The organism is Hydrogenophaga pseudoflava (genome assembly GCF_031020795.1).
GTDB classification, from domain to species: domain Bacteria; phylum Pseudomonadota; class Gammaproteobacteria; order Burkholderiales; family Burkholderiaceae_C; genus Hydrogenophaga; species Hydrogenophaga pseudoflava_A.
In genome coordinates this window covers 621,444-638,497 of record NZ_JAVHJP010000003.1, presented here as the reverse complement: position 1 = coordinate 638,497, position 17,054 = coordinate 621,444, and the positions used below count along the sequence as shown (strand labels likewise).

Annotated in this window: 21 protein-coding genes and 1 tRNA gene; 13 read left to right on the top strand and 9 right to left on the bottom strand. The window is 65.3% G+C overall.

Annotated features, from left to right (window positions below):
• The first annotated feature begins 6 nt into the window (after positions 1-6).
• The 12 genes from rpsE (at position 7) to RCO38_RS12555 (ending at position 6,169) form a co-directional block, all read left to right on the top strand.
• Complete coding sequence (gene rpsE, locus RCO38_RS12610; protein ID WP_066157220.1) at positions 7-525, top strand: 30S ribosomal protein S5; 519 nt, start codon at positions 7-9, stop codon at positions 523-525.
• A gap of 11 nt (positions 526-536) precedes the next feature.
• Positions 537-719, top strand: coding sequence for a 50S ribosomal protein L30 (gene rpmD, locus RCO38_RS12605; RefSeq protein WP_066157720.1), 183 nt, complete (start codon positions 537-539; stop codon positions 717-719).
• Positions 720-747: 28 nt separating this feature from the next.
• A complete protein-coding gene (rplO, locus tag RCO38_RS12600; protein ID WP_308328660.1) occupies positions 748-1,179 on the top strand; it encodes a 50S ribosomal protein L15 in 432 nt (143 codons plus the stop codon).
• A 26-nt stretch (positions 1,180-1,205) separates the two neighbouring features.
• Positions 1,206-2,513 carry a preprotein translocase subunit SecY gene (gene secY, locus RCO38_RS12595; protein ID WP_308328659.1) on the top strand — a complete coding sequence of 436 codons (1,308 nt, stop codon included), beginning with the start codon at positions 1,206-1,208 and terminating at the stop codon, positions 2,511-2,513.
• A 15-nt stretch (positions 2,514-2,528) separates the two neighbouring features.
• Positions 2,529-2,747: a translation initiation factor IF-1 gene (gene infA, locus RCO38_RS12590; protein WP_009514918.1), complete on the top strand. Its 219-nt coding sequence runs from the start codon at positions 2,529-2,531 to the stop codon at positions 2,745-2,747.
• 41 nt (positions 2,748-2,788) lie between these two features.
• Positions 2,789-2,902 (top strand): 50S ribosomal protein L36, encoded by a 114-nt coding sequence (gene rpmJ, locus RCO38_RS12585; protein WP_066157211.1) that lies wholly within the window; start codon positions 2,789-2,791, stop codon positions 2,900-2,902.
• A 23-nt stretch (positions 2,903-2,925) separates the two neighbouring features.
• On the top strand, positions 2,926-3,291 hold the full coding sequence (gene rpsM / locus RCO38_RS12580) for a 30S ribosomal protein S13 (protein WP_308328657.1): 366 nt from the start codon (positions 2,926-2,928) through the stop codon (positions 3,289-3,291).
• A gap of 17 nt (positions 3,292-3,308) precedes the next feature.
• Complete coding sequence (gene rpsK / locus RCO38_RS12575) at positions 3,309-3,713, top strand: 30S ribosomal protein S11 (protein ID WP_308328656.1); 405 nt, start codon at positions 3,309-3,311, stop codon at positions 3,711-3,713.
• A gap of 188 nt (positions 3,714-3,901) precedes the next feature.
• A complete protein-coding gene (rpsD, locus tag RCO38_RS12570; protein WP_308328655.1) occupies positions 3,902-4,525 on the top strand; it encodes a 30S ribosomal protein S4 in 624 nt (207 codons plus the stop codon).
• A gap of 94 nt (positions 4,526-4,619) precedes the next feature.
• Positions 4,620-5,606 carry a DNA-directed RNA polymerase subunit alpha gene (locus RCO38_RS12565; protein WP_066157201.1) on the top strand — a complete coding sequence of 329 codons (987 nt, stop codon included), beginning with the start codon at positions 4,620-4,622 and terminating at the stop codon, positions 5,604-5,606.
• Positions 5,607-5,679: 73 nt separating this feature from the next.
• Positions 5,680-6,075 carry a 50S ribosomal protein L17 gene (gene rplQ / locus RCO38_RS12560; RefSeq protein ID WP_308328654.1) on the top strand — a complete coding sequence of 132 codons (396 nt, stop codon included), beginning with the start codon at positions 5,680-5,682 and terminating at the stop codon, positions 6,073-6,075.
• Positions 6,076-6,092: 17 nt separating this feature from the next.
• A tRNA-Met gene (locus RCO38_RS12555) sits at positions 6,093-6,169 on the top strand.
• Between the two features lie 80 nt (positions 6,170-6,249).
• Here RCO38_RS12555 and RCO38_RS12550 read toward each other — a convergent pair.
• From RCO38_RS12550 to RCO38_RS12525, 6 genes are read right to left on the bottom strand one after another with little or no spacing between them, the layout of a single operon-like run.
• Entirely contained in the window at positions 6,250-6,642 is a 393-nt protein-coding gene (locus tag RCO38_RS12550) for a RidA family protein (protein WP_308328653.1), read from the bottom strand.
• Positions 6,643-6,663: 21 nt separating this feature from the next.
• The gene (locus RCO38_RS12545; protein WP_308328652.1) at positions 6,664-8,322 is read right to left on the bottom strand and encodes an AMP-binding protein; all 1,659 of its coding nucleotides are present in this window, start codon (positions 8,320-8,322) and stop codon (positions 6,664-6,666) included.
• A 13-nt stretch (positions 8,323-8,335) separates the two neighbouring features.
• Positions 8,336-9,541 (bottom strand): acyl-CoA dehydrogenase family protein, encoded by a 1,206-nt coding sequence (locus RCO38_RS12540; protein ID WP_308328651.1) that lies wholly within the window; start codon positions 9,539-9,541, stop codon positions 8,336-8,338.
• 1 nt (position 9,542) lies between these two features.
• Positions 9,543-10,397: an enoyl-CoA hydratase family protein gene (locus tag RCO38_RS12535; protein WP_308328650.1), complete on the bottom strand. Its 855-nt coding sequence runs from the start codon at positions 10,395-10,397 to the stop codon at positions 9,543-9,545.
• On the bottom strand, positions 10,394-10,879 hold the full coding sequence (locus RCO38_RS12530; protein ID WP_308328649.1) for a MarR family winged helix-turn-helix transcriptional regulator: 486 nt from the start codon (positions 10,877-10,879) through the stop codon (positions 10,394-10,396). Before RCO38_RS12530 ends, RCO38_RS12535 begins: the two co-directional genes overlap by 4 nt.
• Positions 10,876-13,257, bottom strand: coding sequence for a bifunctional salicylyl-CoA 5-hydroxylase/oxidoreductase (locus RCO38_RS12525; protein ID WP_308328647.1), 2,382 nt, complete (start codon positions 13,255-13,257; stop codon positions 10,876-10,878). The genes RCO38_RS12530 and RCO38_RS12525 overlap by 4 nt, the downstream gene beginning before the upstream one ends.
• Before the next feature lie 127 nt (positions 13,258-13,384).
• On the opposite strand from RCO38_RS12525, the gene RCO38_RS12520 reads away from it, so the two are divergent.
• Complete coding sequence (locus RCO38_RS12520; protein WP_308328645.1) at positions 13,385-13,711, top strand: DUF1840 domain-containing protein; 327 nt, start codon at positions 13,385-13,387, stop codon at positions 13,709-13,711.
• A 97-nt stretch (positions 13,712-13,808) separates the two neighbouring features.
• Here RCO38_RS12520 and RCO38_RS12515 read toward each other — a convergent pair whose 3' ends face one another.
• The 3 genes from RCO38_RS12515 to RCO38_RS12505 form a co-directional block, all read right to left on the bottom strand.
• On the bottom strand, positions 13,809-14,792 hold the full coding sequence (locus tag RCO38_RS12515) for a tripartite tricarboxylate transporter substrate-binding protein (protein WP_308328644.1): 984 nt from the start codon (positions 14,790-14,792) through the stop codon (positions 13,809-13,811).
• A 117-nt stretch (positions 14,793-14,909) separates the two neighbouring features.
• Positions 14,910-16,157, bottom strand: a complete 1,248-nt coding sequence (locus RCO38_RS12510) for a phenylacetate--CoA ligase family protein (protein ID WP_308328643.1) — start codon at positions 16,155-16,157, stop codon at positions 14,910-14,912.
• Positions 16,158-16,188: 31 nt separating this feature from the next.
• Positions 16,189-17,001, bottom strand: coding sequence for an ABC transporter ATP-binding protein (locus RCO38_RS12505; RefSeq protein WP_308328642.1), 813 nt, complete (start codon positions 16,999-17,001; stop codon positions 16,189-16,191).
• Between the last annotated feature and the right edge of the window lie 53 nt (positions 17,002-17,054).

The window sequence follows — 17,054 nt, the reverse complement described above, 5'->3', positions numbered from 1 at the left end:
CACAAAATGGCTAAATTTCAGGCAAACGTGAAGAACGAAGGCAACGACGACGGCCTGCGCGAGAAAATGATCGCGATCAACCGCGTGACCAAGGTGGTCAAGGGTGGTCGCATCCTCGGTTTCGCAGCACTGACCGTGGTCGGCGATGGCGATGGTCGCGTCGGCATGGGCAAGGGCAAGGCCCGCGAAGTGCCCGTGGCTGTGCAAAAGGCCATGGAACAGGCCCGCCGCAACATGATCAAGGTGTCGCTCAAGAGCGGTTCCCTGCACCACGCGGTGCATGGTGAGCACGGCGCCTCCAACGTCATGATGCTGCCCGCTGCCAAAGGTACCGGCATCATCGCCGGTGGCCCGATGCGTGCCGTGTTCGAGGTGCTCGGCATCACCGACGTCGTGGCCAAGAGCCACGGCTCGAGCAACCCCTACAACCTGGTGCGTGCCACGCTGGACGCTCTGAAGAATTCCACGACTCCCGCCGACGTGGCCGCCAAGCGCGGCAAGTCGGTGGAAGAGATCCTGGGCTGAAGGGAACGATCATGACCACTCAAAACACCGTCAAGGTTCAACTGGTGCGCAGCCCGATCGGCACCAAGCAATCTCACCGCGACACCGTGCGTGGCTTGGGCCTGCGCAAGCTCAACAGCGTGAGCGAGCTGCAGGACACGCCCGCCGTGCGCGGCATGATCAACAAGATCGCCTACCTGGTGAAGGTGCTCTAAGCGCCCGACCGAAGAGGACTCATTCGTCATGGAACTCAACACCATTCAACCCGCAGCGGGTGCCAAGCACGCCAAGCGCCGTGTCGGTCGTGGCATCGGCTCTGGCCTGGGCAAGACCGCCGGTCGCGGCCACAAAGGTCAGAAGTCTCGCTCCGGTGGCTACCACAAGGTCGGCTTCGAAGGCGGTCAAATGCCGCTGCAGCGCCGCCTGCCCAAGCGTGGCTTCAAGTCGGCGCAGCTCCAGTTCAACGCCGAAGTGACGCTGGCCGACCTGAACACGGTGGACGCTGCCGAGATCGATCTTCTGGTGCTCAAGCAGGCGGGCCTGGTGTCCCAGCTGGCCAAGCGCGTCAAGGTCATCAAGACCGGTGACATCACCCGCGCCGTCAAGCTCAAGGACATCGGTGCAACCGCCGGTGCCAAGGCTGCCATCGAGGCCGCTGGCGGCTCGCTGGCCTGATTCAGATCGCAAGCAAAAGGCAATCTGTGGCTACTGGCTCCACGACCCTGGCCAAAACGGGCAAGTTCGGCGACCTGCGTCGCCGGCTGGTGTTCCTGTTGCTGGCCTTGGTGGTTTACCGGATCGGTGCACACATCCCTGTGCCCGGGATCGACCCTGCACAGCTGGAACAGCTGTTCAAGGGGCAGCAGGGCGGCATCCTCAGCCTGTTCAACATGTTCTCGGGCGGGGCGCTGTCGCGCTTCACGGTGTTCGCTCTGGGGATCATGCCGTACATCTCTGCATCGATCATCATGCAGCTGATGACCTATGTGGTTCCGACCTTCGAGCAGCTGAAGAAAGAGGGCGAGGCCGGTCGTCGCAAGATCACTGCCTACACCCGGTACGGAACGCTGGGGCTGGCCATCTTTCAAGCCATGGGCATCGCCTTGGCGCTGGAGGGGCAGGCGGGCCTCGTGATCGATCCGGGACTTGCATTCCGCCTCACGGCGGTGGTGAGTCTGGTGGCGGGAACCATGTTCCTGATGTGGCTGGGTGAGCAGATCACCGAGCGCGGACTGGGCAATGGCATCTCGATTCTGATTTTTGCCGGTATTGCAGCGGGGCTGCCCAATGCGATCGGCGGGCTGCTGGAGCTTGTCCGCACGGGCGCCATGAACATCCTGGTGTCGCTGTTCATCATCGCGCTGGTGATTCTGGTGACCTACTTCGTGGTGTTCGTCGAGCGCGGTCAGCGCAAGATCCTCGTGAACTACGCACGCCGTCAGGTGGGCAACAAGGTGTACGGCGGTCAGTCGTCGCACCTGCCGCTCAAGCTGAACATGGCTGGTGTGATTCCGCCGATCTTCGCGTCGTCGATCATCCTGTTGCCGACCACGGTGGTGAGCTGGATCAGCACCGGTGATTCGACCCGCTGGTTGCGCGACATCGCCTCGGCGCTGTCGCCTGGCCAGCCGATCTATGTGGCTTTGTACGCCGCCGCGATCGTCTTCTTCTGCTTCTTCTACACGGCCCTCGTGTTCAACAGCCGCGAGACTGCCGACAACTTGAAGAAGAGTGGCGCTTTCATCCCCGGGATCCGTCCTGGGGATCAAACCGCCCGCTACATCGACAAGATCCTGCTGAGGCTGACGCTGGCTGGCGCCATCTATATCACCGCGGTCTGTCTGCTGCCCGAATTTCTGATCCTGAAGTACAACGTGCCGTTCTACTTCGGTGGTACCTCATTGCTGATCATCGTGGTGGTCACCATGGACTTCATGGCCCAGGTGCAGAACTACATGATGTCCCAGCAGTACGAATCACTGTTGAAAAAGGCCAACTTCAAATCCTGATGTCGGCGCTGTCGTATGGCCAAAGACGATGTGATTGAAATGCAGGGGGAGGTGGTTGAGAACCTCCCGAACGCAACCTTCCGGGTCAAACTGGAAAACGGACATGTGGTGCTCGGGCACATCTCCGGCAAGATGCGGATGCACTACATCCGGATCCTTCCCGGCGACAAGGTCAAGGTGGAACTGACCCCCTATGACCTGACTCGAGCACGAATCGTGTTCCGGGCGAAGTGACCTGTCGGCATTGAATGTTTTGGAATATCTAGGAGAAGACTATGAGAGTTTCGGCGTCGGTCAAGAAAATGTGCCGCAACTGTAAGATCATCAAGCGCAAGGGCGTCGTGCGAGTCATCTGCACCGACCCGCGCCACAAGCAGCGTCAAGGCTGATTCGGAAGTTCAGAGGAACCAACATGGCTCGTATTGCAGGCATCAACATTCCGCCTCACAAGCACGCCGAGATCGGCCTCACGGCAATCTTCGGTATCGGTCGCACGCGCGCTCGCAAGATCTGCGAAGCGTGTGGCATTGAGTACACCAAGAAGATCAAGGATCTGAGCGACGCTGAACTGGAAAAGGTTCGTGACCAGGTCGGCGCCTACACGATCGAAGGTGACCTGCGTCGCGAGACCACGATGAACATCAAGCGTTTGATGGACATCGGTTGCTACCGTGGTTTCCGTCACCGCCGTGGTCTGCCGGTGCGTGGCCAGCGCACCAAGACCAACGCTCGCACGCGCAAGGGTCCGCGCAAGGCCGCCCAGTCGCTCAAGAAATAATCGGTTGAAAGAAAATCATGGCTAAAGCTCCCAGCAGTTCGGCAGCGGCCCGCGTCCGCAAGAAGGTCCGCAAGAACGTGGCGGACGGCATCGCGCACGTGCACGCTTCGTTCAACAACACCATCATCACCATCACCGACCGCCAAGGCAACGCGTTGTCCTGGGCGTCTTCGGGTGGTCAAGGCTTCAAGGGCTCGCGCAAGTCCACCCCCTTCGCCGCCCAGGTGGCATCGGAAGTGGCCGGCCGTGCTGCCATCGAGCAGGGCATCAAGAACTTGGACGTCGAGATCAAGGGTCCAGGTCCTGGCCGTGAATCTTCGGTGCGCGCCCTCGGCGCCTTGGGCATCCGCATCACCTCGATTTCCGACGTGACGCCTGTGCCGCACAACGGCTGCCGCCCCCAGAAGCGCCGCCGGATCTGAGCCTTCGCTGCCGCCGGTCTCCACGGCGGAGGCCAGGAAAGCGATAGAATCAAAAGCTTTTTTGAGCGCCACCGCAGTCACCTGCGGTGGCATTTTTGCTAAGCCCACCGCTTTTCCTGCCCAGGAAAAGCTCCCGCAATGACACCTTTCGGTGTGGGTTGCGGCAGACCATCAACAAGGAAACCAACGTGGCACGTTACCTCGGCCCCAAGGCCAAACTTTCCCGCCGTGAAGGCGCAGACCTGTTGCTCAAGAGCGCACGCCGCTCCATCAGCGACAAGGCCAAATTCGACTCCAAGCCCGGCCAGCACGGCCGCACCTCTGGCCAGCGCACCTCCGACTTCGGTCTGCAGCTGCGCGAGAAGCAGAAAGTCAAGCGCACCTACGGTGTGCTGGAGCGTCAGTTCCGCCGTTACTTTGCCGAAGCCGACCGCCGCCGTGGCAACACGGGTGCCAACCTGCTGTTCCTGCTGGAATCGCGTCTGGACAACGTGGTGTTTCGCATGGGTTTTGCCTCGACCCGCGCCGAAGCCCGCCAGATCGTGTCGCACAAGGCCATCACGGTCAATGGCCAGCCGGTGAACATCCCTTCGTACTCGGTCAAGGCCGGCGATGTGATCGCCGTGCGTGAAAAGTCCAAGAAGCAGGCCCGCGTGATCGAAGCCCTGGAACTGGCCAAGCAGATCGGCTTCCCCGCCTGGGTGGAAGTGTCGGCTGACAAAGTCGAGGGTGTGTTCAAGAAGACGCCGGACCGCGACGAGTTCGGTGCCGAGATCAACGAATCGTTGATCGTCGAACTGTATTCGCGTTAATTTCGTTCCCGGTCGGCGCTGCACAAAGCGCGGCCGGGCCATGCTCCGTCTGCCTTATCGGTGTAACGAGCCGAGGGAACTGAAGGAAGTTTGAATGCTGAACAATCTGCTCAAGCCCAAAACCATCAATGTCGAGCAAGTCTCGACCAACCGCGCCAAGGTGACTCTGGAGCCTTTCGAGCGCGGTTATGGACACACCCTGGGCAACGCCCTGCGCCGTGTGCTGCTGTCGTCCATGGTCGGTCACGCACCGACCGAGGTGACCATCGCCGGTGTGGTGCACGAGTATTCCTCCATCGACGGCGTCCAGGAAGATGTTGTCAACATGCTCCTGAACCTCAAGGGCGTGGTCTTCAAGCTGCACAACCGCGACGAAGTCACCCTGAGCCTGCGCAAGGACGGCGAAGGCGTGGTCACGGCCGCCGATATTCAGACGCCGCACGACGTCGAGATCGTCAACCCTGGTCACGTGATCGCCACGCTGTCGGCCGGTGCCAAGCTGGATATGCAGATCAAGGTGGAAAAGGGCCGTGGCTATGTGCCGGGCAGCCTGCGTCGCAACGACGACGCATCTCGTTCCCTGGGCCGCATCGTTCTCGATGCGTCCTTCTCGCCGGTCAAGCGCGTGAGCTACACGGTCGAGAGCGCCCGTGTGGAGCAGCGCACCGACCTGGACAAGCTGGTGCTCGAGATCGAGACCAATGGCTCGATCGGTCCCGAAGAAGCCGTGCGTGCCTCTGCCAAGATCCTGGTGGAGCAGCTGGCCGTGTTTGCACAGCTCGAAGGTGTGGAACTGTCGGCCTTCGACCAGCCCGCCCAGCGCAGCTCGCAGCAGTTCGACCCGATCCTCCTGCGTCCGGTGGACGAGCTCGAACTCACCGTTCGCTCGGCCAACTGCCTCAAGGCCGAGAACATCTACTACATCGGTGACCTGATCCAGCGCACCGAGAACGAGCTGCTCAAGACCCCCAACCTGGGCCGCAAGTCGCTCAACGAAATCAAGGAAGTGCTCGCTTCGCGCGGCCTGACCTTGGGCATGAAGCTCGAAAACTGGCCACCGGCCGGTCTCGACAAACACTGATCCCGTCAATCAACGTCTGACGAACCTCCAGTACCTGATCCGGCTGGGGGCAAAACACTGAAAGGAAATCACCATGCGTCACGGACACGGACTTCGCAAACTCAACCGCACCAGCGAGCACCGCCAGGCGATGCTGCGCAACATGATGAACTCGCTGCTGACGCACGAAGTCATCAAGACCACCCTGCCCAAGGCCAAGGAACTGCGCCGTGTGGTCGAACCCATGATCACCCTGGCCAAGGAAGCCACCGTGGCCAACCGCCGCCTCGCCTTCAACCGCCTGCGCGACCGCGATGTGGTCGTCAAGCTGTTTGACGAGTTGGGTCCGCGCTTCAAGGCTCGTCCCGGCGGCTACACCCGCATCCTGAAGATGGGCTTCCGCGTGGGCGACAACGCTCCGATGGCACTCGTGGAACTGGTGGATCGTGCGCCAGAAACCGCTCCGGCTGCCGACGGCGAAAAAGCGTGATATAATTTAAGGCTTGACGCGGAGTGGAGCAGCCTGGTAGCTCGTTGGGCTCATAACCCAAAGGTCGCAAGTTCAAATCTTGCCTCCGCAACCAATCCGGAACTGACCAGAGTTCCTCAAAAAAGCCCGCTGATGCGGGCTTTTTTGTTGCTGCGTCCAGGGGACTCTCCGGGCTCAATCCGGGACGACCGCCGTCACCTCGATCTCCACCTTGGCGCGCGCTTCGACCAGCCGGCTGACCTCGACGCAGGTCATGGCCGGGAAACACTTACCCATCACTTCCCGGTACACCGAGCCGAGTTCGCGGAGGCGGGCGTTGTACTCGTCGCGGTCTGTGATGTACCAAGTCATGCGAACCATGTGCTCTGGACCGGCGCCGGCACAGGCCAGCACCGCGTTCACGTTCTGCAGGGCCTGTTTCGTCTGGGCGATGAAGTCGTCGCTCTCGAACACCTGGTCGCCGTTCCAGCCGATCTGACCACCGACGAAGACCAGCGTGCCTTTCGCGGCCACGCCGTTGGCGTAGCCTTTTGGGGTGGACCAGCCGGGCGGTTGTAGGAATTGCATGAGGAAGGTCTTTCTTGAGGTTCAGGCCGCGGGCTCAGAGGCCATTCTGCGCAGAGCAAAGCGCTGCAGCTTGCCGGTTTCGGTGCGGGGCAAGGTGCCGACAAAGCGCACCTCGCGTGGGTATTTGTAGGGCGCCAGCGTGTGCTTGACGTGGTCCTGCAGCGCCTTGACCTGGGCCGCATCGGCCGCTTGGCCTGGTTTGAGCACCACGTAGGCCAGGATGACCATGCCGCGCTCGTCGTCGGGCCGCCCGACCACGCCGCATTCGGCCACCGCCGGGTGCTGCAGCAGGGCAGCCTCCACCTCAGGCCCGGCCACGTTGTAGCCGGCGGTGATGATCATGTCGTCGGTGCGTGCCTGGTAGACGAAGTAACCGTCCTCGTCTTCCAGGAAGGCATCGCCGGGGTAGTTCCAACCACCTTGCACGTAGTTGGCCTGGCGTGCGTCGTTCAGGTACCGGCAGCCGGTCGGGCCTTTGACCGCCAGCCGCCCGACGTGGCCCCGTGGTAATTCGGTGCCCTTCTCGTCGACGATCTTCGCTTCGTAGCCTGGCACCACTTTGCCAATGGCGCCCCGCTTCACATTCTCCGGGGCGGCCGAGATGAAGATGTGGAACATTTCGGTGGCGCCGATGCCGTCGAGCATCTCGAGGCCACTGGCGTCCTTCCAGAGCTGGCGCGTGGCGTCTGGCAGGCCTTCGCCGGCACTCACGCTGATGCGCAACCGGCCGATGCCGTGCTGCTTCGCGAACGGCGCCATCTGCCGGTAGAAGGTGGGCGCGGTGTAGCAGATGGTGGCGCCGACCTGACCGATGAGCTTGACCATGGCCTCGGGGGTGTAGGGAATGGCCGGGAAGTAGACCGACGCCCCCGCCCACATCGGGAACACCAGCAGGCCGCCGAGGCCGAAGGTGAAGGCCAGCGGTGGCGAGCCCATGACGATGTCGTCGGGCGCGGCGCGCAGCACGTGGCGCGGCCAGGTTTCGCAGGCGGCGATCACGTCGCGGTGGGAGTGAGCCGCGGCCTTGGGATTGCCGGTGGTGCCGGAGGTGAAGGCCAGCAGCGCGATGTCGTCGGCGCTGGTGGGGCAGGACGTGGCCTGATCGCTGGCGTGGCGGGCGAGGGCTTCGAGCGAATCGGGCAAGGCCACGGCGGCATCGCCCGTGTTGAACACCCGCAGCGGCAAGGTCGCCGTATCCTGGCTCAGCGCCAGCGCAGCCTTAAGCTCGTCCTGCAGCTTCACATCACACAGCGCAGCCGAAGGGCGCGACTTGTCGATGATGGCCTTGAGTTCCGTGGCACGCAGCAGCGGCATGGTGGCCACGGCGATCAGGCCGCTCTGCACCACCGCCAGCCAGGCCAAAGCCATCGCGATCGAGTTGCCGCCGCGCAACAGGACCCGGTTGCCCGGCTCCAGACCCATGTCGACCAGCACATGGCTCAAGCGGTTCACTTCGAGGTGGGCCTGGGCGTAGCTGAGCGTGCGCTCGTCGTTGCGGAACAGCGGGCGCTCGGCGTGCCCGGCGGCGAAGGCGCGTTCGAACAGCACCTGCACCAGGTTGAGCTGCGCGGGCAGCGCCTGCAGCTCGGGCAGGTCGTAGCGCAGTTCGGGCCATTGCTCCGGCGGCGGCAGGCGGTCGTGCACAAAGCGGTCGGTCTGGGCGGAAGGATGTGAGGCCATGAAAGTCTCCGTGTCAGCCCTTCAGGGCGTGCTTGCCGAGGATCAGCAGCTGCACCTCGCTCGCGCCTTCATAGATGCGCAACGAACGGATGTCGCGGTAGAGGTGCTCGACCACGCTACCCACCTGCACGCCGCGGCCGCCGAACATCTGCAGCGCCATGTCGATCACCTTCTGCGCGTTCTCGGTGGCGGTGAGCTTGGCGGCCGCGGCGGCGGCGGTGTAGGCCGGGGTGCCGGCGCCACTGGTGGTGCTGCGGTCGCGTTGCCAGGCGGCGCGGTAGGTCAGCAGGGCCGCGGCGTCAACGAGTGCGGTCATCTCGCCGAGCTTGGCCTGCGTGAGCTGGAAGTCGGCCAGGGTCTGGCCGAACATCTGGCGTGTCTTGGCGTGGTGCACGGCCTCGGCCAGGGCCCGGCGCGCCATCCCCAATGCGGCTGCGGCGACGGAGGCGCGGAAGATGTCCAGCGTCTGCATGGCGAGCTTGAAGCCCCCGTTGACGGGTCCGACCAGGGTGTCCTGCGCGACCGCGCAGCCGCTGAAAGTGAGCGTGGCCAGCGGGTGCGGGGCCATCACCTGGATGTGGGCGCTGATGTCCAGTCCCGGGGTGTCGGCGTCGACGATGAAGGCGCTGATGCCGCGCGCGCCGGCGTCGGGGTCGGTCTTGGCGAAGGTGACGTAGAAGTCGGCCATGCCGCCGTTGCTGATCCAGGTCTTCTGGCCGTCCAGGCGCCAGCCGTTCGCATCGGGTGTGGCGCGCAGGGCCATGGCCGCGACGTCGGAGCCGGCCCCGGGTTCGCTCAGCGCGAAGGCGGCGATCTTCTCGCCCGAGGCGACGGCGCGCAGGTAGCGGGCCTGCTGGGCGGGCGTGCCGGCGAGCGTGATGGCGCCGCTGCCCAGGCCCTGCATGGCGAAGGCAAAGTCGGCCAGCGGCGAGTGGTAGGCCAGGGTCTCGCGCAGGATCACCAGGGCGCGCGAGTCGAGCGCGGGCAGGGCGCCGCCATGGGCCTCTGGCACGCAGTAGCGCAGCCAGCCGGCCGCGCCCAGTCGGCGTACCCATTCCTTGCAGGCGGCGCGGTCGTCGGTCTCGTCGACGTGCTGTTCACGTGCCCAAGCCACCAGTCCGTTGGCCAGCGCCCGGTGCGCGTCGTCGAAGAAGGGCAGTTCGAGGTGCGCGGTCGGTGCCAGCGCACCGTGTGGATGGGGGTGTTCAAAGGCGACCATTTCAGTCCCCCTCGAACTGCGGGCGCTGCTTGGCGGCGAAGGCCTCGTAGGCGCGGCGGAAGTCCTGCGTCTGCATGCAGATGGCCTGGGCCTGCGCTTCGGCCTCGATGGCCTGGTCCAGCGTCATGGCCCATTCCTGGTGGAGCATGGTCTTGGTCATGCCGTGCGCAAAAGTGGGACCTTGCGCAAGCTGCCCGGCGAGCTTGAGCGCGGCGGGCAGCAGCGCTTCGCTGTCGTGCAGCGCATTGAAGAAGCCCCAGGCCTGGCCCTCCTGCGCGCTCATGGCGCGGCCGGTGAACAGCAGTTCGCTGGCGCGACCCTGGCCGATCATGCGCGGCAGCAGGGCGCAGGCGCCCATGTCGGCGCCGGCCAGGCCGACGCGTGTGAACAGGAAGGCGACCGTGGCCCCAGGCGTGCCCAGGCGCAGGTCCGAGGCCAGTGCCATCATCGCGCCCGCGCCAGCGCACACGCCGTCCAGCGCGGCCACGATGGGCTGCGGGCAGGCGCGCATGGCGCTGACCAGCGCGCCGGTCATGCGCGTGAAGGCCAGCAGTTCAGGCATGCTCATCTTCGTGAGCGGGCCGATGATCTCGTGCACGTCGCCGCCGGAGCAGAAGTTGCCGCCTGCACCGGTGATCACCACGGCCTTGATGTCGGTGGCACGCTGCAGGCCCAGAAACCAGTCGCGCAGCTCGGCGTAGGAGTCGAAGGTCAGCGGGTTCTTGCGCTCGGGCCGGTTGAGCGTGACGGTGGCCACACCCTCGGCCACGCTGAGGGCGAAGTGCCGGGGCTGCTCGGCGGCGACGGTGCGGTACTGGCCGCGCATGGGGTTGTGGTCGGGGATGGGGTGCTTCATTCGAGGTCCAGTTGGTGCTGTTTCACTTTGCCCAGCAGCTTGTGCAGCTGGTCCAGGTCCTTGGCGCTCAGGCCTTCGAAGGCCTGCACGATCCACTGCTCGTGCTGCACGGCCATGCGTTCAAACGCGCTGCGGCCCTCGGGCGTGAGGCGAACGAGGAAGGCGCGCCGGTCGCCCTCGACGCCCACGCGCTCCACCAGCCCTTCGGAAACCAGCTGGTCGGTGATGCCGGTGACGTTGCCGCCGGTGACCATCAGGCGCTGCGACAGCTCCTTCATCTTCAGGCCTTCGGGGTGGCGTTCGAGCTGGGCCATCAGGTCGAAGCGCGGCAGCGTGGTGTCGAACCGCTCGCGCAGGCCGGCGCGCACGCGCTTCTCGATCAGTTGCGAACAGGCCAGCAGCCGCAGCCACAGGCGCAGCTCCTGCGCATGTTCGCTGTGGGCGCGGGCTTCGAGATCGAGCGTGTCGGGCATGGTGGTCATGAGGTTTCAGCAGGGTCTTGCGTGACGACGGTACCCTGCAGCGCCTGCTGGCGCGCGATCTCGCGGTAGAGCTGGTCGCGGCCGCTGAGGTAGGGCAGGGGCCATTCGATGGCGCGGGTCTGCAGCCTGGCCGCTTCGTGCAGCGTCCAGGCCGGGTCGGCCAGGTGCGGGCGGGCCACGGCGCAGAGGTCGGCTCGGCCGGCGCCGATGATGCTGTTGGCGTGGTCGGCTTCGCTGATCGCGCCCACGGCCATGGTGAGGATGCCGACCTCGTTGCGGATGCGGTCGGCGAACGGGGTCTGGTACATGCGGCCGTAGACCGGCTTGGCCTGCCGCGTGGTCTGACCGGAGGACACGTCGATCACGTCGCAGCCGGCGGCCTTGAACAGGCGTGCGATGGCCACTGCGTCGTCGGGCGTGTTGCCGCCGGGCGCCCAATCGTGGGCGGAGATGCGCACGCTCATCGGCCGGTCGACGGGCCAGGCGGCGCGCATGGCCTTGAACAACTCCAGCGGGTAGCGGCAGCGGTTCTCCAGCGAACCGCCGTAGTCGTCGCTGCGCAGGTTGGTGAGCGGGCAGATGAAGGCCGAGAGCAGGTAGCCGTGGGCGCAGTGCAGCTCCAGCCAGTCGAAGCCGGCGGCGGCGGCGCGCTGCGTGGCGGCGACGAACGCGGCGGTCATGGCGTCCATGTCGGCGCGGGTCATGGCCTGGGGGACCTGGTTCTGCTCACCATAGGGCACGGCGCTGGCGGAGAGCAGGGGCCAGTTGCCCGATGTCAGGGGCTCGTCCATCGCCTCCCAGCCGAGCTGTGTCGAGCCCTTGGGCCCGCTGTGGCCAAGTTGAAGGCCCATCTTCGCACCGCCGTGCTGATGCGCGAAGTCCACGATGCGGGCCAGGGCGGCCTGCTGGACTTCGTTCCACAGCCCCGGGCAGCCGGGCGTGATCCGGCCCTCGGGCGTCGGGCTGGTCATCTCGACCATCACCAGGGCCGCGCCACCCACGGCCCGCGCGCCCAGGTGCATGAGGTGCCAGTCGCCGACCACGCCGTCCTGCGCCTTGTACTGCGCCATCGGCGAGACGACGATGCGGTTCTTGAGTGCACAGCCACGCACCTTCAGCGGCAGCAGCATGGGCGGGGTGGGCTTGGCGCCGACGCTGCGCCCTCCCGCGCGTTGCTGCAGCCAGTCCTCATAACCCTCCAGCCACTGCGCATCGCGCAGCCGCAGGTTCTCGTGGCTGATGCGCTGGCTGCGGGTGAGCAGCGAGTAGGCGAACTGCTCGATCTCCAGGCCGGTGTAGCGGTCCACGTGCTCGAACCACTCGGTCGAATTGCGCGCGGCGTTCTGGATTTTCAGCACCTCGACGCTGCGGCGTGCCTCGTAGCCCTGCAGCACGCCGGCCATGTCGGCACCGGCGTTGTTGGTGAACTCGTCGGCCAGGTCGATCGCGTCTTCCAGTGCCAGCTTGGTGCCGCTGCCGATGGAGAAGTGGGCGGTGTGGGCCGCGTCGCCCATCAGCACGATGGGCGTCTGTTTGCCGGCAATGTCCTGCCAGTGCACCCAGGTGTGGCAGATCACGCGTGGGAAACGGATCCAGTTGGCCGAGCCGCGCAGGTGCTTGGCGTTGCTGATGAGCGCGTGGCCGTCGAGGTACTTCGCGAACAGCCGCTCGCAGAAGGCAATGCCGTCCTCCTGGCTCATGTCCTCGATGCCGTGCGCCTTCCACACATGCTCCGGCGTCTCGACGATGAAGGTCGAGGTCTCGTCGTCGAACTTGTAGGCGTGGGCCTGGAACCAGCCGTGTTCGGTCTGTTCGAAGGCGAAGGTGAAGGCGTCGAAGGTCTTCTTCGTGCCCAGCCAGACGAAGCGGCACAGCCGGGTGTCGATGTCGGGCTGGAAGGTGCTTTCGTAGCGAGTGCGGACGCGGCTGTTCAGGCCATCGCTGGCGATCACCAGGTCGGCGTCGTATTGGCGGGCCAGCGCCTGGTCGTCGGTCACGTCGGTCTCGAACACCAGGTTCACGCCCAGCGCCGTGCAGCGGTCCTGCAGGATGTTGAGCAGGCGCTTGCGGCCGATGCCGATGAAGCCGTGGCCACCCGAGCGCACGCTGCGGCCCTTGTAGAACACCTCGATGTCGTCCCAGTGGTTGAAGGCGTCCTGCATCGCCTGCGCGGTCTCGGGGTCGGCCCGGCGCAGGTTCTGCAGCGTCTGGTCCGAAAACACCACGCCCCAGCCGAAAGTGTCGTAAGGCCTGTTGCGCTCGACCACCGTGACCTCCAGCGCCGGGAAACGTCGCTTCATGAGCAGACCGAAATAGAGGCCCGCTGGGCCGCCACCGATGCACAGGATGCGCCGCAGCGCTGGAGTGGGTGTGTTCATGTCTGATTAGTTTAGACCTGAACTATGTGCGAACAACCGGGTTAACCCGCAGGGGGGAAGGGTCGGGACGAGCGGCCGCCGAACGGTGCAAGAATGCAGCGCAGCGTTGTCAGAGGAGGAATTCCGAATGTCCCTGTACCGATTCAAATCCCGCGAAACCGGCGATCTCGTGATGCTTCAGGCGAACGGCAAGCGCATTCTGGAAATCCTGGGCAAGGACGTTGCCGGGCCCGGCATCCTGAGGCCCGAAGAGATGCCGGGCGCGATCGCGGCCCTGCGGGCGGCGGCGCAGGCCGAGGAAGAGGCCCAGGAGAAGATGAAGGACGAAGCCCTGGCCAACGGCGAGCCGGTGCCGCAGTTCGACGCGGTCAGCCTGCGCATGCGCGCCGCACCACTGATCGAGATGCTGCAGCGCTGCTCGAAGGCCGAGGTCGAGGTGGTCTGGGGCGTCTGATCTTCGGTCCGGAGACGTTCGCAGACGAAAAAAAGGCCACCTGCTGGTGGCCTGGGGGCGGCGGCGAGGACCCTGCAAACGCGTCCCCGCGCTGCACTCAGTCAGCGAATTCGCCGGCCGCGTCGATGGCGGCCTTGAGCTTGGTGATCTCGCTGGACACGAAGGCCTTGTGGCCGGCCGGCGTCACGCGGTTGTCGGTGACCACGATGGCGCCCAGTTCGTTCTGCTTCTTGATGAAGTCCGGGTCCTTGAGGGCGACCAGCAGGGCATCGTTGAGCTTCTTCTGCACGTCGGCGGGCGTGCCCTTCGGTGCGTACATCGCGTGCCAGATGGTCAGGTTGAAGCCCTTGAGACCCATTTCCTGCAGCGAGGGGTAGTCCTTGAGCAGCTTGTGGGTGGACAGCGGCTTGGCGGTGGTGACGGCGAAGGCCTTGACGCGACCGCCTTCGATCTGCGCGGTGGTGTTGGTGGTCTGGTCGCACATCACGTCCACCTGGCCGCCGATCAGGTCGTTCATGGCCGGGCCCGTGCCGCGGTAGGCGATCGTGGTCATGGCCTTGTCCAGCTTGACCGCCGATTGCCACATCAGGCCGCACAGATGGGAGGCGGAACCCAGGCCGGCGTGCGCCAGATTCAGCTTGCCACCGTTGGCGCGGATGTAGTTCTCGAAATCGCGGTAGGTGCTTGCCGGCAGCTTGGGCGCACCGATCAGAGTCATCGGCACGTCGTTGATCATGCCGAGGTACTCGAAGTCCTCCAGCGGCTTGTAGGGCAGCTTGCGGTAGAGGCTGGCGGTGGCGGCCATGCCGATGTGCCAGACCAGCAGGGTGTGGCCGTCCGGCGCGGCGCGAGCCACCTTGGCGGCGCCGATCGTGCCGCCGGCACCGGCGGCGTTCTCCACCACGACCGAGGCACCACCCAGCGGCTTGCGCATGGCTTCGGCGAGCTGGCGGGCCACGAGGTCGGTGGGGCCACCGGCTGCGAAGGGCACGACCAGGGTGATGGGCTTGCTTGGGAAGCCTTGGGCGAAGGCGCCGGCCGAAATGGCGGCGGTCAGTGCGAAGGCCAGGATCTTCTTCATGCGGGTGCTCCTATGGGGATGTTCAGAGACCCATGGTAGTGCGCAAGACCGCGCCTGAAATGGCGGAAATTACGTAGCCGCACCCCGGGGGAAACCCTTTGCCGGCGAGGGCCGCGCTCACTTGTAGCTGCGCGCGTCCTCGATCACTTTGCCGTCGTTGGGCAGGCTGCCGGGGCGCACCACCTGCACGTCGCCGCGCAACTTGGTGACTTCCCGGATCGCGGTCTCGATGCGCTCACGCAGGCCGTCGCCGACCTCGGTGGCCTCGACCTGCAGGCACATCTCGTCGTTCGCCATCTCGCCGCTGACCACCAGCCGGGCCTTCTTCACCTCGGGGAAACGCCGGGCGATCTCGGCCACCTGCGAGGGGTGCACGAACATGCCCTTGATCTTGGTGGTCTGGTCGGCGCGGCCCATCCAGCCTTTGATGCGCGGCGCGGTGCGGCCGGTGGGGCAGGCGCCGGGCAGGATGGCCGAGAGGTCGCCTGTGCCGAAGCGGATCAGCGGGTAGGCGGCGTTCAGCGTGGTCACCACCAGCTCGCCCACTTCGCCATCGGGCACCGGGGTGCCCGTGCCCGGGCGCACGATCTCCACGATCACGCCTTCGTCGAGCACCAGGCCTTCACGGGCTGCGGTCTCGTAGGCCACCAGGCCCAGGTCGGCCGTGGCGTAAGTCTGGTAGACGTCCACGCCACGTTCCTTGAACCAAGCCGTCAGACTGGGCGGGCAGGCCTCGCCGCCGACCGAGGCCTTGGTCAGGCTCGGCAGGGCGATGCCGGATTCGGCCGCCTTCTCCAGCAGGATGCGCAGGAAGCTGGGCGTGCCGGTGTAGGCGTTGGGCCGGAGGTCGACCATGGCTTCGAGCTGCTGCTCGGTCTGGCCGACGCCGCCGGGGAACACGGTGCATCCCACCGCATGCGCGCCCGACTCCAGGATGAAGGCGCCCGGGGTCATGTGGTAGCTGAAGCTGTTGTGCACCAGGTCGCCGGCGCGAAAACCCGCGGCGAACAGCGCGCGGCCGGCGCGCCAGTAGTCCTTGCCCGTGCCCTCGGGTTCGTAGATCGGGCCCGGACTGGCGAAGATGCGCGACATGGCAGGTCCGCGCACCAGGGCCGAGAAGCCACCGAAGGCATCGTGCTGCCGCTTGGCCTTCTGGCGCTCCAGCAGCTCGCTCTTGCGCGTCACCGGGATGCGGGTCAGCGCAGCGCGGCTGTTGATGCCCGACACATCGATGTCGCGCAGGATGTCGGCGAACGCCGCGCTGTTCTGCTTGGCGTGGGCCAGCTGTCCAGGCAGGGCGGCCATCTGGGCCGCCTCGCGCTCGGCGGGCGACCGGGTTTCCAGGGCGTCGAAGTGTTCGCTCATGGTGAAAGCCAGAAAGTTGAAGGAGAAAAGGTCAGGCCAGCCAGCGCTTGCGGCGCTTGTAGGACTTCACGTCTTTGAACGACTTTCTTTCTCCCCCGCCCATGCCGAGGTAGAACTCCTTGACGTCCTCGTTGTTGCGCAGGTCGCTGGCGGCACCGTCCATCACGATGCGGCCGCTCTCCATGATGTAGCCGTAGTCGGCGTACTTCAGCGCCATGTTGGTGTTCTGCTCGGCGATCAGGAAGGTCACCTTCTCTTTGGTGTTGAGGTCCTTCACGATCTCGAACACCTCTTCCACGATCTGCGGCGCCAGGCCCATCGAGGGCTCGTCCAGCAGCACCACGCTGGGGTTGGCCATCAGCGCGCGGCCGATGGCGCACATCTGCTGCTCGCCGCCCGAGGTGTAGGCCGCCTGCGAGGTGCGGCGCGTCTTCAGGCGCGGGAAGTAGGTGTAGACCTTCTCCAGATTGCGCGCGACCTCGGCCTTGTCGCTGCGCGTGTAGGAGCCGGTCATCAGGTTCTCCTCGATGGTCAGGTGCGCAAAGCAGTGGCGCCCTTCCATCACCTGCACCACGCCGCGGTTGACCAGGTCGGCGGGCGAGAGGTTTTCGATGCGCTCGCCGCGCAGTTCGATGCTGCCTTTGGTGACCTCGCCGCGTTCGCCCTTGAGCAGGTTGGAAATGGCGCGCAGCGTCGTGGTCTTGCCCGCGCCGTTGCCGCCCAGGATGGCCGCAATCTTGCCCTCGGGCACGTTCAGCGACACGCCCTTGAGCACGAGGATCACGTGGTTGTAGATGACCTCGATGCCATTGACGTTGAGAACGATGTTGGGAGTGGTGCTCATGGTGTTTCCTCGTGGACCATTTGCAAGGCTCGGCGCACCGGCCTTGCAGATGG

Excerpts from the sequence above, each read along its gene's own strand:
- rpsE (WP_066157220.1), top strand. The coding sequence starts at position 7 with ATGGCTAAATTTCAGGCAAACGTGAAGAACGAAGGCAACGACGACGGC.
- rpmD (WP_066157720.1), top strand. The coding sequence starts at position 537 with ATGACCACTCAAAACACCGTCAAGGTTCAACTGGTGCGCAGCCCGATC.
- rplO (WP_308328660.1), top strand. The coding sequence starts at position 748 with ATGGAACTCAACACCATTCAACCCGCAGCGGGTGCCAAGCACGCCAAG.
- infA (WP_009514918.1), top strand. The coding sequence starts at position 2,529 with ATGGCCAAAGACGATGTGATTGAAATGCAGGGGGAGGTGGTTGAGAAC.
- rpmJ (WP_066157211.1), top strand. The coding sequence starts at position 2,789 with ATGAGAGTTTCGGCGTCGGTCAAGAAAATGTGCCGCAACTGTAAGATC.
- rpsM (WP_308328657.1), top strand. The coding sequence starts at position 2,926 with ATGGCTCGTATTGCAGGCATCAACATTCCGCCTCACAAGCACGCCGAG.
- rpsK (WP_308328656.1), top strand. The coding sequence starts at position 3,309 with ATGGCTAAAGCTCCCAGCAGTTCGGCAGCGGCCCGCGTCCGCAAGAAG.
- RCO38_RS12565 (WP_066157201.1), top strand. The coding sequence starts at position 4,620 with ATGCTGAACAATCTGCTCAAGCCCAAAACCATCAATGTCGAGCAAGTC.
- rplQ (WP_308328654.1), top strand. The coding sequence starts at position 5,680 with ATGCGTCACGGACACGGACTTCGCAAACTCAACCGCACCAGCGAGCAC.
- RCO38_RS12550 (WP_308328653.1), bottom strand. The coding sequence starts at position 6,642 with ATGCAATTCCTACAACCGCCCGGCTGGTCCACCCCAAAAGGCTACGCC.
- RCO38_RS12545 (WP_308328652.1), bottom strand. The coding sequence starts at position 8,322 with ATGGCCTCACATCCTTCCGCCCAGACCGACCGCTTTGTGCACGACCGC.
- RCO38_RS12540 (WP_308328651.1), bottom strand. The coding sequence starts at position 9,541 with ATGGTCGCCTTTGAACACCCCCATCCACACGGTGCGCTGGCACCGACC.
- RCO38_RS12535 (WP_308328650.1), bottom strand. The coding sequence starts at position 10,397 with ATGAAGCACCCCATCCCCGACCACAACCCCATGCGCGGCCAGTACCGC.
- RCO38_RS12530 (WP_308328649.1), bottom strand. The coding sequence starts at position 10,879 with ATGACCACCATGCCCGACACGCTCGATCTCGAAGCCCGCGCCCACAGC.
- RCO38_RS12525 (WP_308328647.1), bottom strand. The coding sequence starts at position 13,257 with ATGAACACACCCACTCCAGCGCTGCGGCGCATCCTGTGCATCGGTGGC.
- RCO38_RS12520 (WP_308328645.1), top strand. The coding sequence starts at position 13,385 with ATGTCCCTGTACCGATTCAAATCCCGCGAAACCGGCGATCTCGTGATG.
- RCO38_RS12515 (WP_308328644.1), bottom strand. The coding sequence starts at position 14,792 with ATGAAGAAGATCCTGGCCTTCGCACTGACCGCCGCCATTTCGGCCGGC.
- RCO38_RS12510 (WP_308328643.1), bottom strand. The coding sequence starts at position 16,157 with ATGAGCGAACACTTCGACGCCCTGGAAACCCGGTCGCCCGCCGAGCGC.
- RCO38_RS12505 (WP_308328642.1), bottom strand. The coding sequence starts at position 17,001 with ATGAGCACCACTCCCAACATCGTTCTCAACGTCAATGGCATCGAGGTC.